This window comes from Pseudonocardia sp. KRD291 (assembly GCF_019263595.1).
In the GTDB taxonomy this organism is placed as follows: Bacteria; Actinomycetota; Actinomycetes; order Mycobacteriales; family Pseudonocardiaceae; genus Pseudonocardia.
On the sequence record NZ_JADQDD010000008.1, the window covers coordinates 31,765 to 52,835 of the forward strand.

Below are 21,071 nucleotides of genomic sequence, written 5' to 3' on the forward strand. Positions count from 1 at the left end.
GTCAGGCGTCCTCCGGCAGGCCGGGCCGATCCTCGACCAGCGGTTCGCCGTCGGGCTCCTCGTCCGCCATCCGGGACCGCAGATGCTCGATCGTCCGGCTCAGCAGCCGGGACACGTGCATCTGCGACACCCCGACCTGCTCGGCGATACGGGTCTGGGTCTGCTCGCCGTAGAAGCGCAGCAACAGGATCGTGCGCTCGCGCTCGGGGAGCTCGTTGATCAGGCTCCGCAGCGTGCCGCGCTGCTCGACGACGTCGAGCGCCTCGTCCTCGACGCCGAGCCGGTCCCCCAGGCTCGGCCCGTCCTCGGCGAACGGCACGTCCAGCGAGTGCGCCTGGTAGGACTCCAGCGCGGCCAGCGTGTCGACCACCTCGCCGACCGGCACGCCGATCTCCTCGGCCAGCTCGGTCGGGCGCGGTGCGCGGCCCAGCTGCTGGGTCAGCACGTCGGTGGCCTTGCGCACGCGGACGCTGAGCTCCTTGAGGTCGCGCGGAACCCGCATCGCCCACGTGTGATCGCGCAGGTAGCGCAACATCTCGCCGCGGACGCTGGGCACCAGGTAGGCCAGCGGCCCACCTCGGGCCGACTCCGGGTCGTACCGGTCGATCGCCTTGATCAGGCCGACGATGCCGGCCTGCTCCACGTCCTCCGGCGAGTGCGTCCCGACGCCGTAGCGCCGCGACAGGTTGTGCACCAGCGGCAGGAACTCGCGGATCAGCCGGTCCCGGCGCTCCTCGCGGCCCGGGTCGCCGACCCGGCTCTGCGCGTGCAGGCGCAGGTCGGGCTCGAGGTCGTCGTAGCCGTTGCGCCCGTCGCGGTGCCCGGCCCGGGTCGGGTGGGTCATGGGCGACGTGGTGGCCGTCATCGCCGTACCTGCCGGTCGGCGTTCTGCTCAGGGATCAGGGGCACGATGCACTCCCAGGGTATCGAGGCCAGAGGCTTCAGTACCGGAGCGCTGGGTGGTTCAACGCGTCCTCGCCGCACACGACGGTGCGGGTCGCCTTCGACGGTAGTAGGCGCGGATCAGGTCCACAACCGCGGATGCCGGGTCACCGCATTCCGCGCCCGGGTACCGGCCCGTCACCGCAGGTCAGCCGCCACCGTGTCGCGCGAGGACCGCCTCGACGTGCTCGCGGACCTGGCGGCGCACCGACTCGGCGTCGGCGCCCGGCCCGGCGGCGTAGGTGACCGGTCGCGGACGGCGGTCGTGCCAGAGCAGGCCGGTGCTCGTCACGCCCTCCGGCGCACCGCCGAGCCAGACGATCGTGTCCGCGCCCTCCTCCGGCGTCCGGATGACCGGCCGGGTCAACGCCCGGAACACCGGCATCCAGCTGCGCACTCCCTTCGTGTCGGCCCATCCGGGGTGCATCGCGTGTACGTGGACCTCGGGACCGAAGCGCTGCGCCTGGTACGCGGTGATGTCGAGCAGCGCCCGCTTGGTCCGGGCGTAGATCTTCTTCGGGCCGTAGTCGTCGCGCGCGGACTCGACGTCCCCGTCCGGGACCCGCTGCCCGTACTGCCCGCCGGACGTCACGTTGATCACCCGCGCGGGTGCGGTACGGCCCATAAGCGGTGCGAGCCCCTCGGTCAGCACCCAGGGGGCGACGACGTGTGTGGCGAAGGCGAGCTCGACGCCGTCGACCGAGTGCGTGCGCTCGTCGGGCATCACGCCGGCGTTGTTCACCAGCACGTCGAGGCGCTCCTCCTGCTCGTGCACCCGCCCGACGATCGCGCGCAGCGCCGCGACGGAGCTGACGTCGCACGCCACCGGGCGCACGTCGCCGCCGCCGGCCGCGGCGCGTGCGGCGTCGGCGGCCTCGGTGGCCCGCCCGTCGTCGCGGCCCAGGGCCCGTACCGACGCGCCGAGCCGGGCGAAGCCGGCCGCCGCGGCCAGGCCGAGTCCGGACCCGGCGCCGGTCACCAGCACCACCTTGCCGTCCATCCGGGGCGGGTCGGCGGGCCAGCCCGGCAGCAGGCGCCGCAGGGCCAGGCCCGGCCGCCCGTACCCCAGCACCAGCGACCGGTCCAGCACCGTGTCCACGGTCGAGGCCACCCTCGATGCCGTCGTCGGCGCGGTCGTCGAATCAGTCATGGTGGCGCGTTCCCGTGTGGGACCCGCTCACACACAGTCCCGCGCGATGCTGTCCGACCAGTTCAGCGACAGCACCCGCTCCGCGCCGTGGTAGGCGTCCAGCTCGGCGTGCAGGTGGAAGTCGTGCGCGTCGGAGGTCATCACGGTACGGGTCACCGCGGAGGCGTCCCAGTCGCCGCGGCTCAGCCGTACCCGCGAGACGACCTCGCCGCGCACCGAGTCGAACGCGTCGCCGCGGCAGCTGTAGCGCTCCTCCACCCGCTCGTCGACCTCGAGGTCGATGTCGTCGAGCCGGTAGCCGCCGGGGTCCTTCACCACGTGCAGCTCGGAGACGTAGTCGACCAGGTCCCGGGTGACCTGCCAGCGCTGCTCCCCCGGCCGGGTCTGCGTCGTGGCCGGCGGCGGCGTGCCCTCGGGCGCGTCGAACGGCCGCACCGGGGCCTCGTCCGGGTCCCCGGTACGGCGCAACGGCAGGCTCAAGGTGCTCTGCCCGGTCACCACCGACAGGCACACCGGCTCGGGCGGGGTCCAGGCCAGCGGCCAGTACGAGGTCGAGAGCGACAACCGGATCCGGTGTCCGGCCGGGAAGTGCTGCGCCACACCGTTGAGCCCGACCCGCACCCGGTAGCGCCGCCCGGGCTCCAGCGGCGCCGGCTCGGCGTCGGAGTCGCGGTGGGTCAGGTTGAGCAGGCCGTAGGTCACGCGGGTGGCCCGCCCGTCCGGTGCCACGTCGGACAGGCGCGCGGCGACCATCGCGACCGGCCGGTCCACCGAGCACTCCAGTTCGAGCTCCGGGGCACCGAGGATCTCGTGCGACTCGGTCAGCACGTCGCTGTCGAAGACCAGCGACCCGCCGTCCTCCTCGCGCTGGTCGTAGGGCAGGTCCGGCGGCGCGTTGTAGGAGCACCACTTGCCGGCGAACTGCCCGACCGACAGCGGCGAGGACACGGTCAGCTCCGCCTCGTCGGCGCGTTCGTCGCGGTCACCGAGCTTGGTCGGCAGCAGCGGGAACGCGACCGTGTCGACGTGCGGCGACGGCCAGGACGGTTCACCCACCCAGCGGCCCGGACGGTCCTCGTAGGCCGTCGACGGCGGCACGGTGTCCTGCATGAACGTGCGCAGCATCGGCTCGTCCATGATCCCGTTGTCGGTGTCCTTGAGCCAGCGGTCCCACCACCGGACGAGCTCCTGCAGGAACCCGACCGCGGGGCCCGGCTCGCCCATGTGCGGGTACTTGTGCGACCACGGGCCGATCAGGCCCTTGCGCGGCACGTCGAGGCGCTCCATCAGCCGGAACACCGAGTTCGAGTACCCGTCGGCCCAGCCGCTCACGGCCAGCACCGGGCACTGCACCGCCGAGTAGTCCTCGCAGATCGAGCCGTGCCGCCAGTAGTCGTCACGGCGCTGGTGGCGCAGCCACTTCTGCACCCACAGGCCGCTCTCCCGCATCCGCTCCAGCCACATCTCCTTCCAGCGGTCCCCGACCAGCGCGGGGTCCGGTGGGCAGGAGTTGAACGAGAACATCGTCGAGGCCCAGGACAGGTTGTCCCCGAGCAGGCAGCCGCCCATGTAGTGCACGTCGTCGGCGTAGCGGTCGTCGGTCGAGCACACGGTCGCGATCGCGCCCAGGCTCTCCGGGCGCCGCGCGGCCACCTGCAGCGCGTTGAACCCGCCCCAGGAGATCCCCATCATCCCGGTCCGGCCGCTGCACCAGGGCTGCGCGGCCAGCCAGGCGAGGACCTCCTCGGCGTCGACGAGCTCCTGCTCGAGGTACTCGTCGGTGAGCACGCCGTCGGACTCGCCGCTGCCGCGCAGGTCCACCCGCACCGCGGCGTAGCCGTGCCCGGCCAGGTAGGGATGGTGCATCGCGTCGCGCGGCGCGGTGTGGTCGCGCTTGCGGTACGGGATGAACTCGAGCACCGCCGGTACCGGGCCCGCCAGGGACTCGTCCGGACGCCAGATCCGCGCGGCCAGCCGCGTGCCGTCGGAGAGCGGGATCATGGTGTGTTCTGTCTCGTGGACCTCGTACGGCATCGACGTCACCGTGCGCACGGTCTCGACCTCCTCACTCGGGGTCGTGCGCGGACGCCGCCGCCGGGGCAGCGACGTCCGCGCACGGGATCACTCGAACCGGAACGTGAGCATCTCGGCGCAGCGGTCGAACTTGTCGGACAGCTCGGCCTCGTCCGCGCCGCCGATGTAGATGTTCGCGATCTTGTAGCTGTAGCTGTCCTGGTCGGGCAGCTCGCTGAGCCGCTCGCCCTCGGACACGATGACATCCACGGTCACCCCGGGCACGGCGGACTCCACGGCCGCGACCTCCTCGGCGGTCGGGACCCGCGTCGCCCGGCCGTCGGAGAGGCGGCGCAGGAACCACTTGGCCGCCATCGCGTGCGGGCCCTGCCGGTGCGGCATGTGCGGGTCCCGGCCCAGCGCGAGCTCGAGCATCGCGCGGTGGTTGGCGGCCCCGTCGACGTTCGCGAACAGCTCGGCGTGCGACTGCGAGTGCCGCGGGTTGACCTCGAGCACCCGGATCCGGTCGGCGTCGGAGTCCCAGAAGAACTCGATGTTGAACGTGGTGTTGTCCAGGCCGACCTGGCGCACGATCCGCCGGGAGACCTCGGCCATCCGCTCGGCCGCGGCCTCCGGAAGGGACGACGGGTACTGGAACCGGTCCTGGCTCGGCACGTCGTCGCGGTTGACGGTGTCCACGACACCGAAGATGTGCACCTCGTCGCCGCGCACGTAGCCCTCGAGAGTGACCTGCTGGCCCTGCATCGTCTCCTCGACCAGGCAGGCGCGCCCACCCGCCTCGGCCAGCTCCGGTGGCAGGTCGAGCCGGTTGAGGATCACCTCGAACGGCTCCCCGACCCGGCCGATCTTCTCGCTGATCTCGGCCAGGGCGTCCCGGAACTGGTCCTCGTCCTCGACCCCGAACGCCAGGTCGGAGGAGAACGACTTCACCGGCTTGACCCACATCGGGTAGCGGAGCCCCTCCGGCGGCTGCTTGTCGCCGTCGGGGTCGACCAGCCCGAACGCCGGGTACTCGTCGATCACCTTCTGCTGCTCGAGCCGGCTCCAGTACTTGTGCTCGCACTTGATGACCGACTCGAGGCTCGCGCAGTGCGTCCGGGCGTGCGAGCACAGCAGCGGCACCATCGTGCTGACCGGGAAGTCCCAGAACCCGATGACCGCGTCCACCGTGCCGTCGAACGCGTCCAGCTCGGCCTTCGCCTTGTCCAGCAGCTCCTGTACCGGGATCTCGTCGCCGTACTGGAGCTCCTCGATCGTGAGCAGCGGGTGGAACCGGTAGTTCTCGGCGTCCGGCAGTGCCTCCAGCACCTCCCGGTTGTGATCATCCAGGCCCAGCACGAACACCTGGGCGACTCGCGACGACTCGGACAACGTGTGTTCACTCCTCATGTGGTCACTGACGACGATGTGGCCTCGTTCAGGGGCATGCCCGGGCTCGCAGCGGGTAAACACCCCCGGTTCCGCGGTAACTGCCGCGCACCGTGACGACCGCCACCGACCGCAGGAGCGCTCCGTGACCGACGCCGTGTCCAACTCCGTGAGGGCCGCACCGGACGACCTGGTGGACGCGCACCGCACCGCCTGCGACCGTCTCGACCGGGCGGTGACCGACCCGCACGTGCCGGACCGGTCCGCACTCATGGCCACGCTGATCGAGGAGATCGTCGAGCTCACGGTGGCCAAGGAGATGCACCTCTACCCGGCGGCCCGCCGGTCACTGCCCGACGGTGACCGGCTGGTCGAGCGCGGCATCGAGGACCACGAGCAGCTCGAACGGATCGTGCGCCGGATCGAGGCCGCGGGCACCGCCGAGCCTGCGGCGGCGCGCGACCTGGTCTGCGCGCTGCGCCGGCACCTCGAATGGGAGGACCGCGTCCTGCTACCGCGGCGGCGTACGTGAGCCGCAGCCCGGTGACGGCGGGCGGCGGCCTGACGCACGAGGCGGCGTTGTTCCGCAGCGACGACGAGATGCTCGACATGACCGCGTCGTTCCTGCGCGACGGGCTCGCCGCCGGGGAGGCGGGTCTGGTCGCGGTCGCAGACGACGTCGCCGCCTCGTTGCGCCGGGAGCTGTCCGACGCGCCGATCGTGTTCTTCCCGGCCCCGCGCAGCGCGGGCAACCCGACGGCCGCCATCGCCGGCTACCGCGAGGCGCTCGCCGCGCAGCGTGACGCCGGGGCGGCACGGGTGCGGATCGTCGGCGAGGTACCGCACCCGGGCCGTCCCGGTGCTGCGGCCCCGGCCGGGGCCGGCACGTCCTTCGACGGCGGCCTCGGTGCGCCACACCCCTCGGCGTGGGACTGGTGGTCACGTTACGAAGCAGCATCCGGGCACATCCTCGGTGACTTCGACGCGTGGTCGATGTGTCCCTACGACCTGCGCACCACCCCGTCCGACGTGGTCGACGACGTCCTCGCGACGCACCCGTACCTCAGTGACGGCCGGAGCCGGCACCGCCGCAACCCCGACGTGCTCCCGGCCGAGGAGTTCCTGGCCCGGCCGCGACCTCCGGCCGGGCACCCGCTCGAGGACGGGCCGGCGCACCAGGACCTGCTCGACCCGACGCCCGCCGCGGCGCGCACCGCGGCCCGCTACCTCACCGCCCACCTGCCGCCGCACCGGGTGGAGGCGTTCGTGTTCGGCCTCAGCGAGGCCGTGTCCAACGCGTTCCTGCACGGGGTCCCGCCGGTACGGGTCCGGCTCTGGTCCGGACGCGGGCACGCGGTGGCCGCGGTGACCGACACCGGGCCCGGGCCGAGCAGCCCGTTCGCGGGGCTGCTGCCGGACCCGACGGCACTGAGCGGCGGTCTCGGGCTGTGGACGACGATGCAGGTGTGCCCGTACGTGACGTTCGAGCACTCACCGGAGGGGTTCACGCTGCGGGTCGCCACCGGCTGACGGGCGGCGGGTGCGCGGCAGGAACCCTGGGGCGCGACGGCGCCCGACCGGACTACCCGCGACCGCCCGGCCCGTCCTGCGCGGCGACGAGGCCGGGCTGCGTGGCGACGAGGCCGGGCTGCGTGGCGATGCGGAGCTCCCGGCCCGCCCGGCACAGGCGCAGGACCCGCTCGGTCATGCTGGCGGCTTCGACGACGACGAGCATCTCCACGCCGTTCTCGCGCGCCGCATGCCCGGCCTCGATCAGGACCTGCACCCCGCGGGCGTCGCAGAAGGTCACCTGCCGCAGGTCGAGCACGAGCCGGGCGCAGCCCGTCCCGTGCCGGGCGACGTGCCTGGCCAGCGACGGAGCACTGAGCATGTCGATGTCGCCCCGGATCCGGATCTCCGCGGTTCCGCGGCGCGAACGGCGACGGGACAACGTGAGCAGGTCGCCCGGGCGCTGCAGGACCTCGGGGCGGGGCTGGACCTCGGGGTGCTGCTCGATCGTCGTGTGGCACCCGATGTCGGCAGGCCGGGTGATGGGTTGCATGGCAATCGCTCCGGTCCGGATCCGGTCGGCCACGTCCGGACCGAGGGGTCCCGGGACGTCTGCCGACTGTCGGACGGGCGTGCTGTCGCTTCAACCGCTCCGTATCGTCCTCCACCATGGCGCGGCCGGCGCCGGTGCGCAAGTCCGCCCCTACCCTGCTCCGCGTGGCGTCGCCGGTCAGGACGACGCGGGCGACCGCGGATCGATGCCCGCACCGTGGGGCCCCCCGCCGGTCAGCCACTGCGCGACGTCGTAGAGCTTGAGGTTGGAGTCCTGCGAGCTGCGCACCAGCAGTTCGAAGGCCTCCTCCGCACCGAGGCCGAACCGCTCCATCAGGATCCCCTTGGCCTGCCCGATCACGTCCCGCGATCCCAGGGCCCGCTGCATGTGTTCCACCATCCGCGCCCCGTACACCGCCACCGCGACCTGGCTCGCGAACGCCGCACCCAGCGCACGGTCCACCTCACCGAACGCCGCACGCCGCCGCGAGTACAGGTTCATCGCACCCGGAGCCGCGTCCCGCGGCGCCATCGCGAACGACACCAGGCTCTGCACCCCCGCCCGCGTCGCCGCCGGGGCGAACCGCGGCCAACGACCGTGCTCCTCGACGAAGTCGTCGACCTGCACCACCGTCACCCCGCCCACCGACAATGCGGTCGCGCACGGGCCCTCCCCCAGCTCCGCCTGCAGCCGGTCCAGCTCCACGATCGCCGCGTCACTGGGCGCGCGGGTGGTCAACCGGCCGTCCTCGCGCATGGTGAACCCACCGAAGTCGGCACCGGGGACGTTCTGCACCGCCATGTCGACCAACGCACGCAGCGTCTGGTCCAGATCCCGCAGCCCACCCCGGCGGGTGACGCGCTCCGCGCCGTCGACCAGCATCGCGGTCAACGCCGCCCACTCATCCGGATACACTGGCACTCCCACCACCACGGTCGAGATCGAGAATCGTCATCGCCGCGGCTGGGACGTGCACACGGACGTTCGGACGCGGCGTACGCCGTCGTCCGCGGCCGTGTGCTCGACCGGTCCTTGATCTTAGGGGCCCCGGTGCGGTGGACGCCGCGTGGGGACGTGTCGTCCGGGACGGGTCGGCGCGGGCCGGATTGCCTGCCCCGTCCGCGGGCACCCGAGCGCCATGGCGAACACGCATGAGGGCAGCGCCCCGGCTCCCGACGACCCGGTCCCCGACAACCCGGCCGCCGGCAACCGCGCCGGCACGGTCTCGACCCGCCCGGTCGCCCTGGTCACCGGAGCCAGCCGCGGCCTGGGGTTCCTGCTCGCCCGCGAGCTCGGCGACCGCGGACACGCCGTGGTGATCTGCGCCCGTTCCGGGGAGGGGCTGCGGGCCGCCCGCGAGGACCTGGCCGGCCGCGGGACCGAGGTGCTCGCCGTCGAGGCCGACGTCGCGGACCCGGACGACGTGACACGGCTGATGTCGGAGACCGAGGACCGCTTCGGCCGGCTCGACATGCTGGTCACCAACGCGGGGGTGATCCAGGTCGGGCCCGCTCCCGACATCCGGGTGGCCGATCACGTAAAGGCGATGGACGCCATGTTCTGGGGGACGGTGCACCCGGTGCGCGCGGCGCTGCCGCTGCTGCGCCGGCGTCGCGGGCGGGTACTGGCGGTCACCTCGGTGGGCGGCAAGCTGCCCGCGCCGCACCTGCTGCCCTACACCGCGGCCAAGCACGCGGCCGTCGGGTTCGCCGAGGGGCTGCGGGTGGAGGCCGACGCGCTCGGAGTCGGCGTGACGGTGGCGGTGCCCGGGCTGATGCGGACCGGCTCCCCGCGCAACGCGCTGTTCACCGGGCGCCGGGCGGCCGAGCAGCGCTGGTTCACCCTCGCCGCGAGCACGCCGGTGCTCTCGATGGACGCCGAACGTGCCGCCCGGCGGCTGGTGCGCGCCGCGCTGCGCGGCCGCCCGGAGGTGGTGCTGACCCCGGCGGCGAAGCTGGGGGTACGGCTGCACGCGCTGGCCCCCGGGCTGACGCTGCGGGCACTCGCCCTGACCGCGCGCCTGCTGCCGGCCCCGGTCGGCTCACCGGACGACGCCCCCGACCCGACCCGTCCGGCACCCGGACCGGTACCCGGTCACGCGACCGGGCGCCGGACGGGCTGGTTCGCCCGGCTGACCCGGCTCGACCGGGACGCCGCACGCCGCTGGCACGAGCACGACGACGAGGTCCCGGCCGAGTAGGGAGCCGGTCCGGTCCGGGCCCGGCTGCCCGGAGCTGCCCGGTTTCTCGGGGCCGCGCGGTCACTCGGGGCCGCCGAGGTCGCCTGGAGCTGGCTCATCACGCCGCTCGGCCCGTCCACCTCCCGCAGCGGACGCAGCGCCGAGACGAGGTCGTTACCGGCCCCGTCGTTGCGGGCCAGCTCGGCGAGCGGCTCGCCGTCGGCCGGGTAGTCCGCCCCGGCGAGCGCCTTCTGCACATCGGTCACCTGAAATCCCCTGGACGGTCGGTACCCCGCGGGCCGCCGTCCAACCCCGGCTTCCGCGACTCGCCGGCGGACGTGCGGGCGTGCCGGCCTGCGCGCGTGACGTCGCGGTGCGCGGGTAGCCGCAGCCATGGACGCAGAACCGAACCAGGAGCGGAGCCGCACGTCCGACCCGGACCGGCGCGCGGCCTACCGGGAGGGACTGCCCGGCTACCACGACCCGACGGCCGGCATCGGCGGCGCGACACCGGGACGCAGCGCACTCACCCTGCGGGCGGTGCTGGCCGCGTTCGGGCTCCTGGTCTGCGTCGTCGGCGCCGTACTGGTCTTCCGGGTACCGGGGCTCGCCCCGTTCGGGTGGGGCCTGGTCGCGATCGCGGTGGTCGCGCTGATCGACCTGGCCTGGGTGCTCTATCGGAAGTGGCGCGGCGAACCGGGCTGACCGCCGGCACGGCCGCGCCGGTCGCCTCCGAATGCCGCGGCCGACCGCGGGTAGTCGTCCGGCGATCGGCCCGCCACCGGCCGCGAACGGCGGACAGGAGAACTGCCATGACGTCCAGGACACGCGCCCCCGACAGGGGCGACACGGACGCGCGTGACACGGACGCGGGCCCGGTACTGCTGGTCGGCGGACTGGCCACCCCGGTCGGGCTGCTGCGGCCGATGGCGCACGCGCTGGAGCAGCGCGGACACACCGTCACCCCGGTCGCGATCGGAGCAGGGGTGGGGTGCGCCCAGCGCACGGTCGACACCCTGGTGGAGCGGATACACGCCGCGGCGGACGACGCGGCCGAGCCGGTCGCGCTGGTCGGGCACAGCCGGGGCGGGCAGTTCGCCCGGGTGGCCGCACACGCCGCACCGGACCGGGTCGCCGGCCTGGTCACGCTGGGCACGCCGCTCGGGATGACCGGCGTCGCGCTGCCCACCTACGCGGCGGTCGCCGCGATGGCCGCGGCCGGCACCGTCGGCGTGCCGGGGTTCCTGAGGCTGAGCTGCCTGCTCGGCGCGTGCTGTCGTGCCTTCCGCGCCGACCTGCGCCGCGACTGGCCCCCCGACCTCCCGCTGACCAGCGTCTACAGCCGGGCCGACCGGGTCGTCCCGGCGGCGGCGAGCATCGACTCCCGCGCCCGCAACGTCGAGGTCGGCGGCGGTCACCTGGGCATGCTCACCGACGAGCGGGTGCTGGACCAGGTGGCCGTCGCCCTACGCCGGGACCACCGTGGGGACAGCCGGGGGCCCACCCGGCGGCGACCTGCCCGACGGCGACCTGCCCGGCGCGACCCGTCCACCGCCGACCTCCGGGCCGCGGGATGAGCCGGCGCCCGGACGTCGTGGTCGCCGGTCAGCTCGCCCGGGACCTGGTGATCGGCGTGGAGGAGCTGCCGCCGGTCGGCGGCGGGGCCACCGTGGCGCGGCGCCGGGAGATGCTCGGCGGCAAGGGCGCCAACTGCGCGGTCGGAGCCGCACAGCTCGGCGCGCGGGTCGCCCTGCTCGCGGTGGCCGGCGACGACGGCGTCGGCGACGAGCTGCTCACCCGCGCACGCGATGACGGCATAGACGTCGGCGTCGTCGTCCGCCGCCGCGACACCGCCACCGGGCTGATCGTGGAGATACTCGAACGCGACGGCGGGCGGCGCTACCTGGAGGACCTGCAGGAGCCGGTGCTGCTCGACGTGCCCGACGTCGACGCCGCCGCACCGCGCCTGCGCGACGCGTCGACGGTGGTGCTGCAGGCCCAGCAGCCCGGGCCGGCGTTGCTCGCGGCGGCCCGGCACGCCCGCGCGGGCGGAGCACGTGTGGTGCTCGACGGTGCACCCGCCGAACGCGAGCGCGCCGAGCTGCTGCGCCACGTGGACGTGCTGCGCGCCGACGCCCCGGAGGCCGAGCTGCTCGGTGGCGGGCCGGTGCGCGGGCGCGGCGAGGACGCGGTCGCCGAGGTGACCGCCCTGGCCCGGTCGCTGCACGAGGCCGGCCCGGACACGGTGCTGCTCGGCGTCGAGGGTGCGGGCAACGTCGCGCTGCGGGCCGGCGGCGAGGAGTTCCTGCCGCTGGCCGACGTCGACGTGCTGGACCCGACCGGCGCCGGCGACGCGATGACCGCGGCGCTGGCCGTCGCCCTCGACGAGGGCGCCGACCCGGCCGACGCCGTGCGCCGCGCCGTCGACGCGGCCGCGTCGACCGTGCAACGGGCCGGTGGACGCCCGGACCTGCGCGGGATCTGACCGCTGCCGCGGTGAATGGGGCCGGATCGCGGGGGTACGCGCCCGGTGCACCAACCGACACAGAAGACAGGGAGTGATCACGATGGCAACCGGTGAGACCGGCTTCGGAGACGTCGTCTTCGACCTCGTGTCCGTGCAGTACCACGCGCTCAAGGGCGGCCACGACTACGGCCAGTACGTGCGCGACGCCCGCAACGCCGGCTACGAGGACGTGGCCTCGTTCTTCGAGAAGGTGATGGAGGAGGACTCGAAGCGGGCGGCGACCTGTCACGACCTGCTCGCCGAGCTGCAGAAGAAGGAAGGCGTCGGCTGAGGTCCTGGCCGTGGCGACCGTGACGCGCCGGCACCCTCACGGTGCCGGCGCGTCAGCGCGTCAGCGCGTCCGGCGGCCTCGGAGCACCGAGCGGGCCGGGGGTCGACGGCCGACACGGGAGGTACGCCGGTCCGATGAGCGACACGACCCCGTCGGCCGCGAGCCGACACCCACCGGCGGCCTCGGCTCGCAGGGCGGCCTGGCCGATCTGCCCATCCACCGCCTCGGGGCCACGTTCGGCGTCGAGCCGTCGACGTTCGCGCCGCTACCCCGGACCGTCGAGCCGGTGACGATCGTTCGCCGCCCCTGACCGCAGACCGGGCCCGGTACGCGGCCAGGGCGGGGGTGCGTCTCGGGCGCACGCCCGGCCGCCGCTCCGATCAGCGACACCACACCCGACGGCGGCGACACCCCCGGCTACGGCTCCCACCCGCCGTACCCGAGATCACCGGCCTCGAGGCGCGCCCGCGTCGGGCCCACCCGCCGAGGTGCATCCCAGCGCGAGTATCCGAGCGTCGAGGAGCGCTGAGACGCATGTCGGCGGTTGTGGGGCCGCCCCGGCCGAGCGGCCACGTCGGGTCAGCGGGAACCGTCGCCGGGTCCCGCGGTGTGGCTCGCGCGGTTCGCGGGGTCGTTCGGCTGCGCGGCACGTTCGGTGTCGGCGTTCCAGCTGCGGGCCAGCGCGGCGATCTTCTCGGTGAAGTCGTGCGCGGCGATCGGCGGCTCCTCGGCGCGCCCGGCCGCGGCGCCGATCAGGAACGCGGTGCGGGCCGCGACCGAGGCGTCCACCTTGTCCGAGACCAGGTCGGCGACCTGGTGCACGGCGTCGAGGCCGTGGTCGTCACCCTCCGATCGGTGCAGGCCGAGCTCGCGCTCGACCGTGGTCAACCATTCCTGAAGCGGGTCGGTAGTCATCGTCGGCCGCATTCCCGCCGGGCGGCCTCTCAATCCGGGCGGTCGACGACGGAACGGCGTGGTCTCGGTCACACCGCCCCGCCCGTCGACGTCGACCGCCATGCCGGTGACCGCACCTGACCGGCCGGGCCCGTGGTGGGCACGGCACCTCTCGGCCGGTCAGCGCGCCGGCGCGCGTGTGTCCGGGACCGCATCCCAGTCGGTGAGGTTGTAGACCGTCACCAGGGTGGCGCCCGCGCCCAGGAAGAAGCCGAGCGCCGCGCGGTCACGCAGCACCCCGGTCAGCAGCGGTAGCGCCACGAACAGCGGGAGGCTGTCCCGCTCGGCCGTGCCGTGCGTGGCGAACGGGACCAGTCGGGCCACCCCGAGCGGTTGGTCGGTGAGGGCGTTGAGGGTGCCCTGGACCGCGCCGAACGTGCCGAACAGGGCGCGTGCCCTGCGGTCGAGCCCGAGTAGCCGCGGGACGACGAGCATCATCCCGAGGAAGCCGTAGTCGAGCGCGCCGTGCAGAGCGGGAGAGATCGGTTTCCGCATGCCGCGCTGTACCCGCTCAGGGCCGCCCGACACCGTGCGCCGCTCGGCCCAGGACCGTCCCCCGAGGCCCGACCCCGCGCGACCCGGCCCGGTGCGGCCGGGTCCGGCGCGACCCGACCCCGTGCGGCCCGGCCTGACGCGACCCGGCCCGACCGCGACCCAGCCACTCGCGGCACAGCAGCACGGCCAGGGCCAGCTCCACCGGTAGGCCGCCGTAGTACATGAGCTGGCCCGCGGCCTCGGCCGCGGCGGCGGTGACGCCGTCCGGCGGGTCGGCGTAGATCGTCTTCGACAGGATGTCGTGCGCCGCGGTGGCCAGCACCAGGACCGCGGCCCGCAGAACCGGGGGCGACCGGTGCGGAGCCGGGTCCGGTCCGGCGATCGACGCGACGAACAGGCACCCGGCCAGCAGGACGTGCGCGTGCACCAGCAGGTGCAGTGCCGGGTCGGTGGTGCTGGCCGCGTAGAGGCCGGTGCGGTAGAGCACCCACAGCCCACCGACATCGAGGACGGCCGCGACGACCGGGTGGGTCAGCACCCGCGCCGGTGCCGAGCGCAGGGCCCGGGACAGCGCACGCGCCGCACCGACCGGCAGGGCACGCATCGCCAGCGTGACCGGGGCGGCCCACACGAGCAGCAGCGGCGCCAGCATCCCCAGCAGCAGGTGCCCGAGCATGTGCACCCGGAAGTCGGTGTGCGCCCGCTCGGCGAGTGGGCCGGCCAGGACCACCGCTGCCGCGGCCAGACCTGCGAGCCAGAACACGGTCCGCCACCACGGCCACGCTCGGCCGCGCCCGCGCGCCCGCAGCACGGCGACGCCGTAGGCCACGGCCGGCACCAGCAACGCCGCCGCCACCACCGTCGAGCCGCTGACGACATGGCCGCCGGTGGCATGGCCGCCCACGACATGGCCGGCAGTGGAATGGCCGCCGGTGGCGTGCCCGCCGGTCACGATGCCCGCGACCGCGCGGAGACCAGCAGTACCGCCCCCGCCACCAGGATGACCGCGGCCGAGAGGTTCCACAGCAGGTCGTAGGGCACCAGGTCGACGTCGTAGCGGATCTGGTGCAGCCCGAGCAGCTTGTGCTGCACCAGGCCGTCGTAGAGCTGGAAGAACCCGGCCCCGACCAGCAGGCCGCCGACCAGCGACCGCCACCGCACCGCGTGCTCGCGGCGCAGCCGGGCGTACAGGAACCCGGCGGCGACGGTGGCGAACCAGCTGAACGCGTGGAACAGCCCGTCCGAGACCAGTCCGGCGCCGGAGCCGGCCCGGTCGTAGAAATGGTGCCAGTGCAGCAGCTGGTGGAACACGGTCTCGTCGACGAACGCCACCAGACCGAGCCCGAGCAGGACCCCGCACAGCACGTTCGTACCCGCACTCCGGTCGCTGCTGCGGGAACCCTGGGCCGCCTCCGGGCCGGTGCTCTCCGTCATGCCCGGCGCCTACCCGGCGCGGGCCCCGGTACACCGGCCGCCACCTCGCCCCGCCCGCCGGTTCCGTGACAGGCTGACCGGGGTCGCCCGGTCTCGCCAGGTCGTGCGACCCGAACCGGAGGTGAACGCTGTGGCAGTCGGACAGGATCGTGGGGCCGCTGCGCACGAGCCCGAGAAGTACTCCGGTGAGGACCTGGTCGCGGCGATGGACAATGCAGCGCACGAGCTCCTCCGCAACCGCGGTGACGTCACCCAGGCCGCCCGGCAGATCGTGGTCGGTGCCATCTCGGTGATCCCGCCCGCCACCGACGCCGGCATCTCGTTGGTCGAGCACGACCGGACGGTGCGGTCCTACGCGCCGTCCAGCGTCGTCGTCGACGAGCTGGACCGGTTGCAGAACGAGCTCGGTGAGGGCCCCTGCCTCGACGCCATCCACCAGGAGACCCGGGTCGAGATCCCGGACATGGCCGCGGAGACACGCTGGCCGCGCTGGGCCGCCGCCGCCCGCGAGCGCGGGGTGGGCAGCCTGCTGTCGTTCCAGCTGTTCGCCCGGGACGGCAGCGCCGGCGCGCTGAACCTCTACGCGCTCGGCGTGGACGCGTTCGACAGCGACGCGCACCACCTGGGCGGGTTGTTCGCCGCACACGCCGCCGTCACCGTGTTCGGTGTGCAGGAGATCGCGCACCTGACCCGTGCGCTGGACTCGCGCGACGAGATCGGGCAGGCCAAGGGCATCCTGATGGAGCGCTTCACGATGACCGCCGACCAGGCGTTCGCCCTGCTCGTCCGCACCTCCAGCGAGACCAACGTCAAGCTGGCGAGCGTGGCGCACTTCCTGGCCGCCCAGGCCACCGAACGCGCCACCGCGACCGCCGAGGACTGACGTCGCCGCCCGGGCGGCAGGGTGTCAGGGCCCGGGCGTCGGGGCCGGGCCGGCACACCGGCAGTAGTCACCGGCCCGCCCCGCTTCGTGTGCACCGCGGACGGCCGCACTACCCGGCCGAGCCGGGCTCGGCCATCCGCCGGTGCATCGCCGCCTTCGCGGCGTCCGGGAGCACGTCGTTCGCCGCGCCCTGCGCCTTCGTCCCCAGCGACCCGGCCACCACCTTCTCGCGGCGCGCCAGCACGGCCGCCACGGCCTGCTCGGCGACCTGTCCGGCGTCGTCCTTCTCGCCGGCTCCGACCGCCGTGTCGTCCATCCCCGCCCGGTGGAAGAAGTCGGTCTCGGTCGGCCCGGGCATCACCGAGGTGATCGAGACACCGGTCCCGTCCAGCTCGGCTCGCACCGCCGTCGCGAACGACTGCAAGAACGCCTTCGACGCGTTGTAGATGGCCTGGTAGGTACCCGGCATGGTGGCCGCGATCGACGAGGTGATCAGCACGTCGCCCTCGCCGCGGGCGACCATGTCGCGCAGCACGAGCTTGCCCAGGTGCACCGTCGAGGTGACGTTGAGGTCGATCACCGAACGCTCGTCGTCCAGGTCGGTCTCGACGAACGGCCCGCCCTGCCCGACTCCGGCGTTGAGCACCGCCAGCGACACGGCCCGGCCGGTGCCGGCGACCGCGGACCACAACTTCTCCACCTCGTCCGGACGGCGCAGGTCGGCACGCACCTCCTGCACGTCGACACCGGTGCCGCCGCGCAACGCGGCGGCGGCAGCGGTGAGGCGCTCGTCCTCGGCGCAGACCACGAGGTCGAAACCGCGGGCCGCGAGGCGGGCGGCTGTCTCCTTCCCGATCCCCGACGACGCTCCGGTGACCAGGGCCAGTGGCTTGTCGGTGTCCATGTCGCCCCGCCTACCCGTTCCGCAGGCTCCGTAACGGGCCGGGCCGGTTCCACGCGGGCACGCGGGACCATGTGCGAGCGTGTTTCCGGCAGGTGTCCCGGTTTCCGGCAGGTGTCCCGGGGGTACACCGACCTCGCTCCGTCCGGGTGGAGAAGCGGCCCGGCGTTCGGCCTCGCGGGCTGGGCCGCGTCCCGGCCTCCCGCACGAACCAGGGGGTCAGATCTCATGACCGTCTCCTCTCCCACCCGGCCCGACACCGACCTCGGGATCGCGGTACCCGCCGGACCGGCGCTCGTCGACGCACCGCCCGCCCTCACCGTCGAGACCCTCTCCTCCGGCGCCCGCCTCGTACGTACCCGTGGTCCGATGGACCGGCGTGGCTCGGTGCGGCTGCTGCGGCTCGTCGACGCGGAGCTGACGACCGTGCGCGCCGGCCGTCGCATGCTGCGGAACCTGCTCATCGACCTGTCCGAGGTCACCCGCTGGACCCGCGGCGGGCCCGAGGCGATCGGGCACGCCCGCTACGCGTGCGCCCGCGCCGGCATCGAGCTGCTCGTGATCGGCTGCACCATGGACTCGTCCGCGCCGCTGCAGCTGCGGACCCACCTCGACCGGTGTCGCACCTACCCGTCGGTCGCGTCCGCACTGGACGCCCTGCGACCGGAGCGCACGACGTGACCGGGGTGATCGGCGCGGACACGGCGGGGCCTCGGCCCGTCCGCGTCGCCGGTCCACGTCCGTTGCAGGTGGCGGTGTGCTCGCGGGCGGGACTGCGGTCCGGTGTCTGGTCGGTGGTCCCGGTCCGCGACACCGAGCGGGCCGTCGCGGTCGGTCCCGAGCGCGGCGCCGCGACGGCCACGGCGTCGGCTCCCCGGCCCCGGTGCGCGGGCTGGGAGGTCCGGATCCCGCCGGACACCGCGGCGCAGCGCGGACTCGACCCGGCGCGGTGCGGGCCCGCGGCCTGCCGGCCCGTGCTCGCGCCGGCGTCGGGCTGGACGGTCGGGCTGGTGCTGCTGGTGCCGCTGTTCGCGTTGACGCTCACGGCGCCCCCGACGAGGAGCCGGGCACGGGTGCTGCACGAACCGGCACCGGGCCGGTGCGTGCAGGTCATGGTCGCGCTCGGAGAGCCGGACGCGGAGCCGCTCGTCCTGCCGCCCGCGCTCGACGCCGGGTCGCTGACCGGGCGCGACGGCACCCGGATCCAGCTCTGGAGCGGACAGACCACGCTCGCACCGGAGCTGACCCGCCACCTGGTCCGGCTGCGCCGGGAGCTGGCCGCGACGGCGCCCGCGGAGCCCGGGCGGACGGCCGCGTTCGCCCGGTTGGGCGGCGACGCCGGGGTCGACGTGGTGGCCGACCTCGGAACGCTCTGAGAGCGCGCCCGGAACTCGCCCGGCCGTGCGCCTCACAGCGGCGGGAGCCGCTGCGCGTACCCGACGAGGGCGGCCAGTGGGTCGCCCGCCTCGGCGACGTGCGCGGGTGCCGATCGCAGCGTCCACCGGTCCGGGCGTAGTTCCGGGTCGTCGAGCCGGTCCCAGGTCACCGGCACCGAGACCGGCGCGTGCGCGCCCGGGCGGGGGCTGAACGGCGCGACCAGGGTCTTGTTGATCGCGTTCTGGGTGTAGTCGAGACGGGCCAGCCCGCGCCGCCGGTCGGTGTGCCACTCCCAGGACACCAGCTCGGGGACGGTGCGCCCGACCGCCCGGGACAGCTGCTCGACCCAGGCGCGGGTGTCGTCGAACGAGTAACCGGGCTCGATCGGAACCCAGATCTGGACGCCGCGCCGGCCGGTGACCTTGGGCGCCGCCCGGACGTCCAGGTGCTCCAACGCGGTGCGGTAGAGACGGGCCAGCACGAGCACCTCCTCGAACCCGGTCCGCGTACCCGGGTCGATGTCGATCAGCGCCCAGTCCGGTTGCCGCACGTCGGGCAGGCTCGACGTCCACGGGTGCAGCTCGACCGCGCCGTAGTTGGCCGCCCACACCAGCGACGCGACGTGGTCGAGGACGGCGTAGCACCGCGTCTCGCCGGGGTCGGCGTCGACGTTGTGCCAGCGCCGGAGCCACTCCGGCGCGTGGTCGGGCACCTCCTTCTGCCAGAACCCGGAGCGGTCCACGCCGTCGGGGTAGCGGTGCAGGTTGACCGGCCTGCCGGCCAGGTAGGGCAGCATGAACGTCGACATCCGGGCCATGTAGCCGACCAGGTCGCGCTTCGTCGTCGCCGGCTCGTCGCCGGTGCCCGGGAAGAGCACCTTGTCCAGGTTGGTCAGCGCGACCTCGTACCCGCCGACCGACCAGGTGCCCTTCGCCCCGAGCGCGTCCAGCTCGGCCAGCTCCGCGGCGGTGACCGGCTCGTGTCCCTGCGCGGCGCGGGGGCCGAGCGGGACCTCGGCGTGGGCCACCGACGCCTGCCCCTGCCACATCGCGGCGGGTGCGGCCGCGACGTCCTCGGTGCTGCGGCCGCTGAGCACCGAGTCGGGATGGTCCTCGGCGTCCCAGCCGGGCTCGGCGCGCTCGTCGTGCTTGTGCACCAGCAGCCACTGCTCCTTGCCCCGGTCGCCGCCGGCGCCGCGGCGGACGAGGGCGAAGCGGCCGCCGAGCTTGTCCCCGTGCAGGTCGAAGTGCAGCTCGCCGCGCTCGAGCTCGCGGGCCGGGTCGGCCCCGTCTGCGGGCACCCACGTCCCGAGGTCCCAGACGACCACCGGTCCCCCGCCGTACTGACCGGCCGGGATCACCCCCTCGAACCCGGCGTAGTCGATCGGGTGGTCCTCGACCCGCACCGCCATCCGGCGCACGTCCGGGTCCAGCGTCGGGCCGCGCGGCACGGCCCAGCTGGCCAGCGCGCCGTCCAACCCCAGGCGCAGGTCGTAGTGCAGGCGGCTCGCGTCGTGCCGTTGCACCACGAAGATCGGTGCGCCGCCGCCGGAGCGGCCACCGGCGGGTTCCGGGGTCTCGTCCAGGTCCCGTTTGGCCAGGTAGGGCGCCAGCCGCTCCGGCCCGGGCGGTGTGGCCGGCGCCTGTGCGGAGTCGCCCTCAGGGTCCGCGGCGTCGGGTTCGGCGGCCAGGCGGATCTCACCGGGCTCGCGGTCCGGGCGCAGGCCCCGCCAGGCCGCGTGCCGCAACCGCCCGTCCGAGGTCAGCCGGCGGTACTCGACCTCGCCCACCAGCTGCGGGTCGACCCACCGGGCCCGGCGGGCGTGCTCGCGCGGGACGGTCTCGTCGAACGGGCTGTCGGCGCGGCGCAGTGGTTCCAGGCGTGCGAGCAGGTCGCGCAGCATCGCCTCGGTGAACCCGGTCCCCACGTGGCCGAGGAAGCGCAGCCGGTCCTGCTCGTCGCGCGCGCCGAGCAGCAACGAGCCCAGGGTCGAGCTGCGGCGCCCCGCGCCCGGGCTCCACCCGCCGATCACGACCTCCTGGGTGCGCAACAGCGCGGTCTTCGTCCAGTTCGCGGACCGGCGGCCCGGCTCGTAGCGGGAGTCGCGACGCTTGGCGACGACCCCCTCCAGCCCGTACCCGCCGGCCACCTCGAGCATCGCCGCGCCGCTCACGCCGGTGTACGCCGCCGGTACCGACACCCGCGGCCACGGCTGCGCGCCGAGTGCGTCCAGCCGCTCCCGGCGCGCGTCGTAGGGCAGGCCCACCAGGTCGTCGTCGCCGTCGAGGAGCAGGTCGAACACGTAGAGGGAGACCGGGACGTCGGTGAGCAGCCGGGCGCCCGGGCTGCGGACGTGCATCCGCTGCTGCAGCAACCCGAAGTCGGGCCGCCCGGCCACGTCCGAGGCGACGATCTCGCCGTCGAACAGCAGCGGACGGTCGCTGTGCAGGCCGTCGACGAGGTCGGGGTAGGCGCCGGTGACGTCGTTGCCGTT

The 21,071-nt window shown here is 74.4% G+C and carries 23 protein-coding genes; 10 read left to right on the forward strand and 13 right to left on the reverse strand.

The window, feature by feature from the left end:
• Position 1: 1 nt before the first annotated feature.
• The 4 genes from I4I78_RS02650 to I4I78_RS02665 all read right to left on the reverse strand — a co-directional run bounded on the left by I4I78_RS02650 (position 2) and on the right by I4I78_RS02665 (position 5,497).
• Positions 2-844, reverse strand: coding sequence for a SigB/SigF/SigG family RNA polymerase sigma factor (locus I4I78_RS02650; protein WP_218609545.1), 843 nt, complete (start codon positions 842-844; stop codon positions 2-4).
• Positions 845-1,090: 246 nt separating this feature from the next.
• Positions 1,091-2,092, reverse strand: coding sequence for an SDR family NAD(P)-dependent oxidoreductase (locus tag I4I78_RS02655; RefSeq protein ID WP_218609546.1), 1,002 nt, complete (start codon positions 2,090-2,092; stop codon positions 1,091-1,093).
• 27 nt (positions 2,093-2,119) lie between these two features.
• A complete protein-coding gene (locus tag I4I78_RS02660; protein WP_218609547.1) occupies positions 2,120-4,144 on the reverse strand; it encodes a CocE/NonD family hydrolase in 2,025 nt (674 codons plus the stop codon).
• A 69-nt stretch (positions 4,145-4,213) separates the two neighbouring features.
• Complete coding sequence (locus I4I78_RS02665) at positions 4,214-5,497, reverse strand: acetyl-CoA carboxylase biotin carboxylase subunit family protein (RefSeq protein ID WP_226378970.1); 1,284 nt, start codon at positions 5,495-5,497, stop codon at positions 4,214-4,216.
• Between the two features lie 142 nt (positions 5,498-5,639).
• Here I4I78_RS02665 and I4I78_RS02670 point away from each other — a divergent pair, with 142 nt between their 5' ends.
• Both I4I78_RS02670 and I4I78_RS02675 read left to right on the forward strand, forming a co-directional pair.
• A complete protein-coding gene (locus I4I78_RS02670) occupies positions 5,640-6,026 on the forward strand; it encodes a hemerythrin domain-containing protein (RefSeq protein WP_218609549.1) in 387 nt (128 codons plus the stop codon).
• Positions 6,023-7,024, forward strand: coding sequence for an MEDS domain-containing protein (locus I4I78_RS02675; RefSeq protein ID WP_218609550.1), 1,002 nt, complete (start codon positions 6,023-6,025; stop codon positions 7,022-7,024). Before I4I78_RS02670 ends, I4I78_RS02675 begins: the two co-directional genes overlap by 4 nt.
• A gap of 52 nt (positions 7,025-7,076) precedes the next feature.
• On the opposite strand, the gene I4I78_RS02680 is transcribed toward I4I78_RS02675, so the two are convergent.
• Both I4I78_RS02680 and I4I78_RS02685 read right to left on the reverse strand, forming a co-directional pair.
• Complete coding sequence (locus I4I78_RS02680) at positions 7,077-7,556, reverse strand: STAS domain-containing protein (protein ID WP_218609551.1); 480 nt, start codon at positions 7,554-7,556, stop codon at positions 7,077-7,079.
• Between the two features lie 177 nt (positions 7,557-7,733).
• Positions 7,734-8,471 (reverse strand): GAF and ANTAR domain-containing protein, encoded by a 738-nt coding sequence (locus I4I78_RS02685; protein WP_308251862.1) that lies wholly within the window; start codon positions 8,469-8,471, stop codon positions 7,734-7,736.
• A gap of 223 nt (positions 8,472-8,694) precedes the next feature.
• Here I4I78_RS02685 and I4I78_RS02690 point away from each other — a divergent pair, with 223 nt between their 5' ends.
• Entirely contained in the window at positions 8,695-9,756 is a 1,062-nt protein-coding gene (locus I4I78_RS02690; protein ID WP_218609552.1) for an SDR family oxidoreductase, read from the forward strand.
• On the opposite strand, the gene I4I78_RS34130 is transcribed toward I4I78_RS02690, so the two are convergent.
• Positions 9,651-10,130: a DUF2795 domain-containing protein gene (locus tag I4I78_RS34130; RefSeq protein WP_226378973.1), complete on the reverse strand. Its 480-nt coding sequence runs from the start codon at positions 10,128-10,130 to the stop codon at positions 9,651-9,653. The two genes, I4I78_RS02690 and I4I78_RS34130, sit on opposite strands and share 106 nt — an antisense overlap.
• On the opposite strand from I4I78_RS34130, the gene I4I78_RS02700 reads away from it, so the two are divergent.
• From I4I78_RS02700 to I4I78_RS02715, 4 genes are all read left to right on the forward strand, one after another.
• The gene (locus tag I4I78_RS02700; protein WP_218609554.1) at positions 10,129-10,440 is read left to right on the forward strand and encodes a hypothetical protein; all 312 of its coding nucleotides are present in this window, start codon (positions 10,129-10,131) and stop codon (positions 10,438-10,440) included. The two genes, I4I78_RS34130 and I4I78_RS02700, sit on opposite strands and share 2 nt — an antisense overlap.
• 107 nt (positions 10,441-10,547) lie before the next feature.
• On the forward strand, positions 10,548-11,312 hold the full coding sequence (locus I4I78_RS02705) for an alpha/beta fold hydrolase (protein WP_218609555.1): 765 nt from the start codon (positions 10,548-10,550) through the stop codon (positions 11,310-11,312).
• Complete coding sequence (locus I4I78_RS02710; protein WP_218609556.1) at positions 11,309-12,220, forward strand: PfkB family carbohydrate kinase; 912 nt, start codon at positions 11,309-11,311, stop codon at positions 12,218-12,220. The genes I4I78_RS02705 and I4I78_RS02710 overlap by 4 nt, the downstream gene beginning before the upstream one ends.
• Positions 12,221-12,302: 82 nt before the next feature.
• A complete protein-coding gene (locus I4I78_RS02715) occupies positions 12,303-12,533 on the forward strand; it encodes an acyl carrier protein (protein WP_218609557.1) in 231 nt (76 codons plus the stop codon).
• A 579-nt stretch (positions 12,534-13,112) separates the two neighbouring features.
• Here I4I78_RS02715 and I4I78_RS02720 read toward each other — a convergent pair.
• The 4 genes from I4I78_RS02720 to I4I78_RS02735 form a co-directional block, all read right to left on the reverse strand.
• Positions 13,113-13,448, reverse strand: coding sequence for a DUF6457 domain-containing protein (locus I4I78_RS02720; protein WP_218609558.1), 336 nt, complete (start codon positions 13,446-13,448; stop codon positions 13,113-13,115).
• Positions 13,449-13,607: 159 nt separating this feature from the next.
• Positions 13,608-13,982, reverse strand: coding sequence for a hypothetical protein (locus I4I78_RS02725; protein ID WP_218609559.1), 375 nt, complete (start codon positions 13,980-13,982; stop codon positions 13,608-13,610).
• 16 nt (positions 13,983-13,998) lie between these two features.
• A complete protein-coding gene (locus I4I78_RS02730; RefSeq protein ID WP_218609560.1) occupies positions 13,999-14,886 on the reverse strand; it encodes a cytochrome c oxidase assembly protein in 888 nt (295 codons plus the stop codon).
• A 44-nt stretch (positions 14,887-14,930) separates the two neighbouring features.
• The gene (locus I4I78_RS02735) at positions 14,931-15,416 is read right to left on the reverse strand and encodes a DUF2243 domain-containing protein (protein WP_226378974.1); all 486 of its coding nucleotides are present in this window, start codon (positions 15,414-15,416) and stop codon (positions 14,931-14,933) included.
• 130 nt (positions 15,417-15,546) lie between these two features.
• Between I4I78_RS02735 and I4I78_RS02740 the strand changes: the two genes are divergently transcribed.
• Positions 15,547-16,299: a GAF and ANTAR domain-containing protein gene (locus tag I4I78_RS02740; protein WP_308251863.1), complete on the forward strand. Its 753-nt coding sequence runs from the start codon at positions 15,547-15,549 to the stop codon at positions 16,297-16,299.
• A 109-nt stretch (positions 16,300-16,408) separates the two neighbouring features.
• Here the strand turns inward: I4I78_RS02740 and I4I78_RS02745 are convergent, their stop codons facing one another.
• Positions 16,409-17,203: an SDR family oxidoreductase gene (locus I4I78_RS02745; protein ID WP_218609561.1), complete on the reverse strand. Its 795-nt coding sequence runs from the start codon at positions 17,201-17,203 to the stop codon at positions 16,409-16,411.
• Positions 17,204-17,428: 225 nt separating this feature from the next.
• Here I4I78_RS02745 and I4I78_RS02750 point away from each other — a divergent pair, with 225 nt between their 5' ends.
• Positions 17,429-17,881, forward strand: a complete 453-nt coding sequence (locus tag I4I78_RS02750) for a hypothetical protein (RefSeq protein ID WP_218609562.1) — start codon at positions 17,429-17,431, stop codon at positions 17,879-17,881.
• Positions 17,878-18,576 carry a hypothetical protein gene (locus I4I78_RS02755; RefSeq protein ID WP_218609563.1) on the forward strand — a complete coding sequence of 233 codons (699 nt, stop codon included), beginning with the start codon at positions 17,878-17,880 and terminating at the stop codon, positions 18,574-18,576. Before I4I78_RS02750 ends, I4I78_RS02755 begins: the two co-directional genes overlap by 4 nt.
• A gap of 32 nt (positions 18,577-18,608) precedes the next feature.
• Here I4I78_RS02755 and I4I78_RS32490 read toward each other — a convergent pair.
• Positions 18,609-21,071, reverse strand: a 2,463-nt coding sequence (locus tag I4I78_RS32490) for a DNA polymerase ligase N-terminal domain-containing protein (RefSeq protein WP_226378975.1), incomplete at its 5' end; no start/stop codon positions are given.

What these genes read in the sequence shown, in the direction of transcription:
- I4I78_RS02705 (WP_218609555.1), top strand. Translation starts at nt 10,548, where the DNA reads ATGACGTCCAGGACACGCGCCCCCGACAGGGGCGACACGGACGCGCGT.
- I4I78_RS34130 (WP_226378973.1), bottom strand. Translation starts at nt 10,130, where the DNA reads ATGGCTGCGGCTACCCGCGCACCGCGACGTCACGCGCGCAGGCCGGCA.
- I4I78_RS02725 (WP_218609559.1), bottom strand. Translation starts at nt 13,982, where the DNA reads ATGCGGAAACCGATCTCTCCCGCTCTGCACGGCGCGCTCGACTACGGC.
- I4I78_RS02655 (WP_218609546.1), bottom strand. Translation starts at nt 2,092, where the DNA reads ATGACTGATTCGACGACCGCGCCGACGACGGCATCGAGGGTGGCCTCG.
- I4I78_RS02745 (WP_218609561.1), bottom strand. Translation starts at nt 17,203, where the DNA reads ATGGACACCGACAAGCCACTGGCCCTGGTCACCGGAGCGTCGTCGGGG.
- I4I78_RS02715 (WP_218609557.1), top strand. Translation starts at nt 12,303, where the DNA reads ATGGCAACCGGTGAGACCGGCTTCGGAGACGTCGTCTTCGACCTCGTG.
- I4I78_RS02690 (WP_218609552.1), top strand. Translation starts at nt 8,695, where the DNA reads ATGGCGAACACGCATGAGGGCAGCGCCCCGGCTCCCGACGACCCGGTC.
- I4I78_RS02750 (WP_218609562.1), top strand. Translation starts at nt 17,429, where the DNA reads ATGACCGTCTCCTCTCCCACCCGGCCCGACACCGACCTCGGGATCGCG.
- I4I78_RS02710 (WP_218609556.1), top strand. Translation starts at nt 11,309, where the DNA reads ATGAGCCGGCGCCCGGACGTCGTGGTCGCCGGTCAGCTCGCCCGGGAC.
- I4I78_RS02735 (WP_226378974.1), bottom strand. Translation starts at nt 15,416, where the DNA reads ATGACGGAGAGCACCGGCCCGGAGGCGGCCCAGGGTTCCCGCAGCAGC.
- I4I78_RS02720 (WP_218609558.1), bottom strand. Translation starts at nt 13,448, where the DNA reads ATGACTACCGACCCGCTTCAGGAATGGTTGACCACGGTCGAGCGCGAG.
- I4I78_RS02680 (WP_218609551.1), bottom strand. Translation starts at nt 7,556, where the DNA reads ATGCAACCCATCACCCGGCCTGCCGACATCGGGTGCCACACGACGATC.
- I4I78_RS02700 (WP_218609554.1), top strand. Translation starts at nt 10,129, where the DNA reads ATGGACGCAGAACCGAACCAGGAGCGGAGCCGCACGTCCGACCCGGAC.
- I4I78_RS02650 (WP_218609545.1), bottom strand. Translation starts at nt 844, where the DNA reads ATGACCCACCCGACCCGGGCCGGGCACCGCGACGGGCGCAACGGCTAC.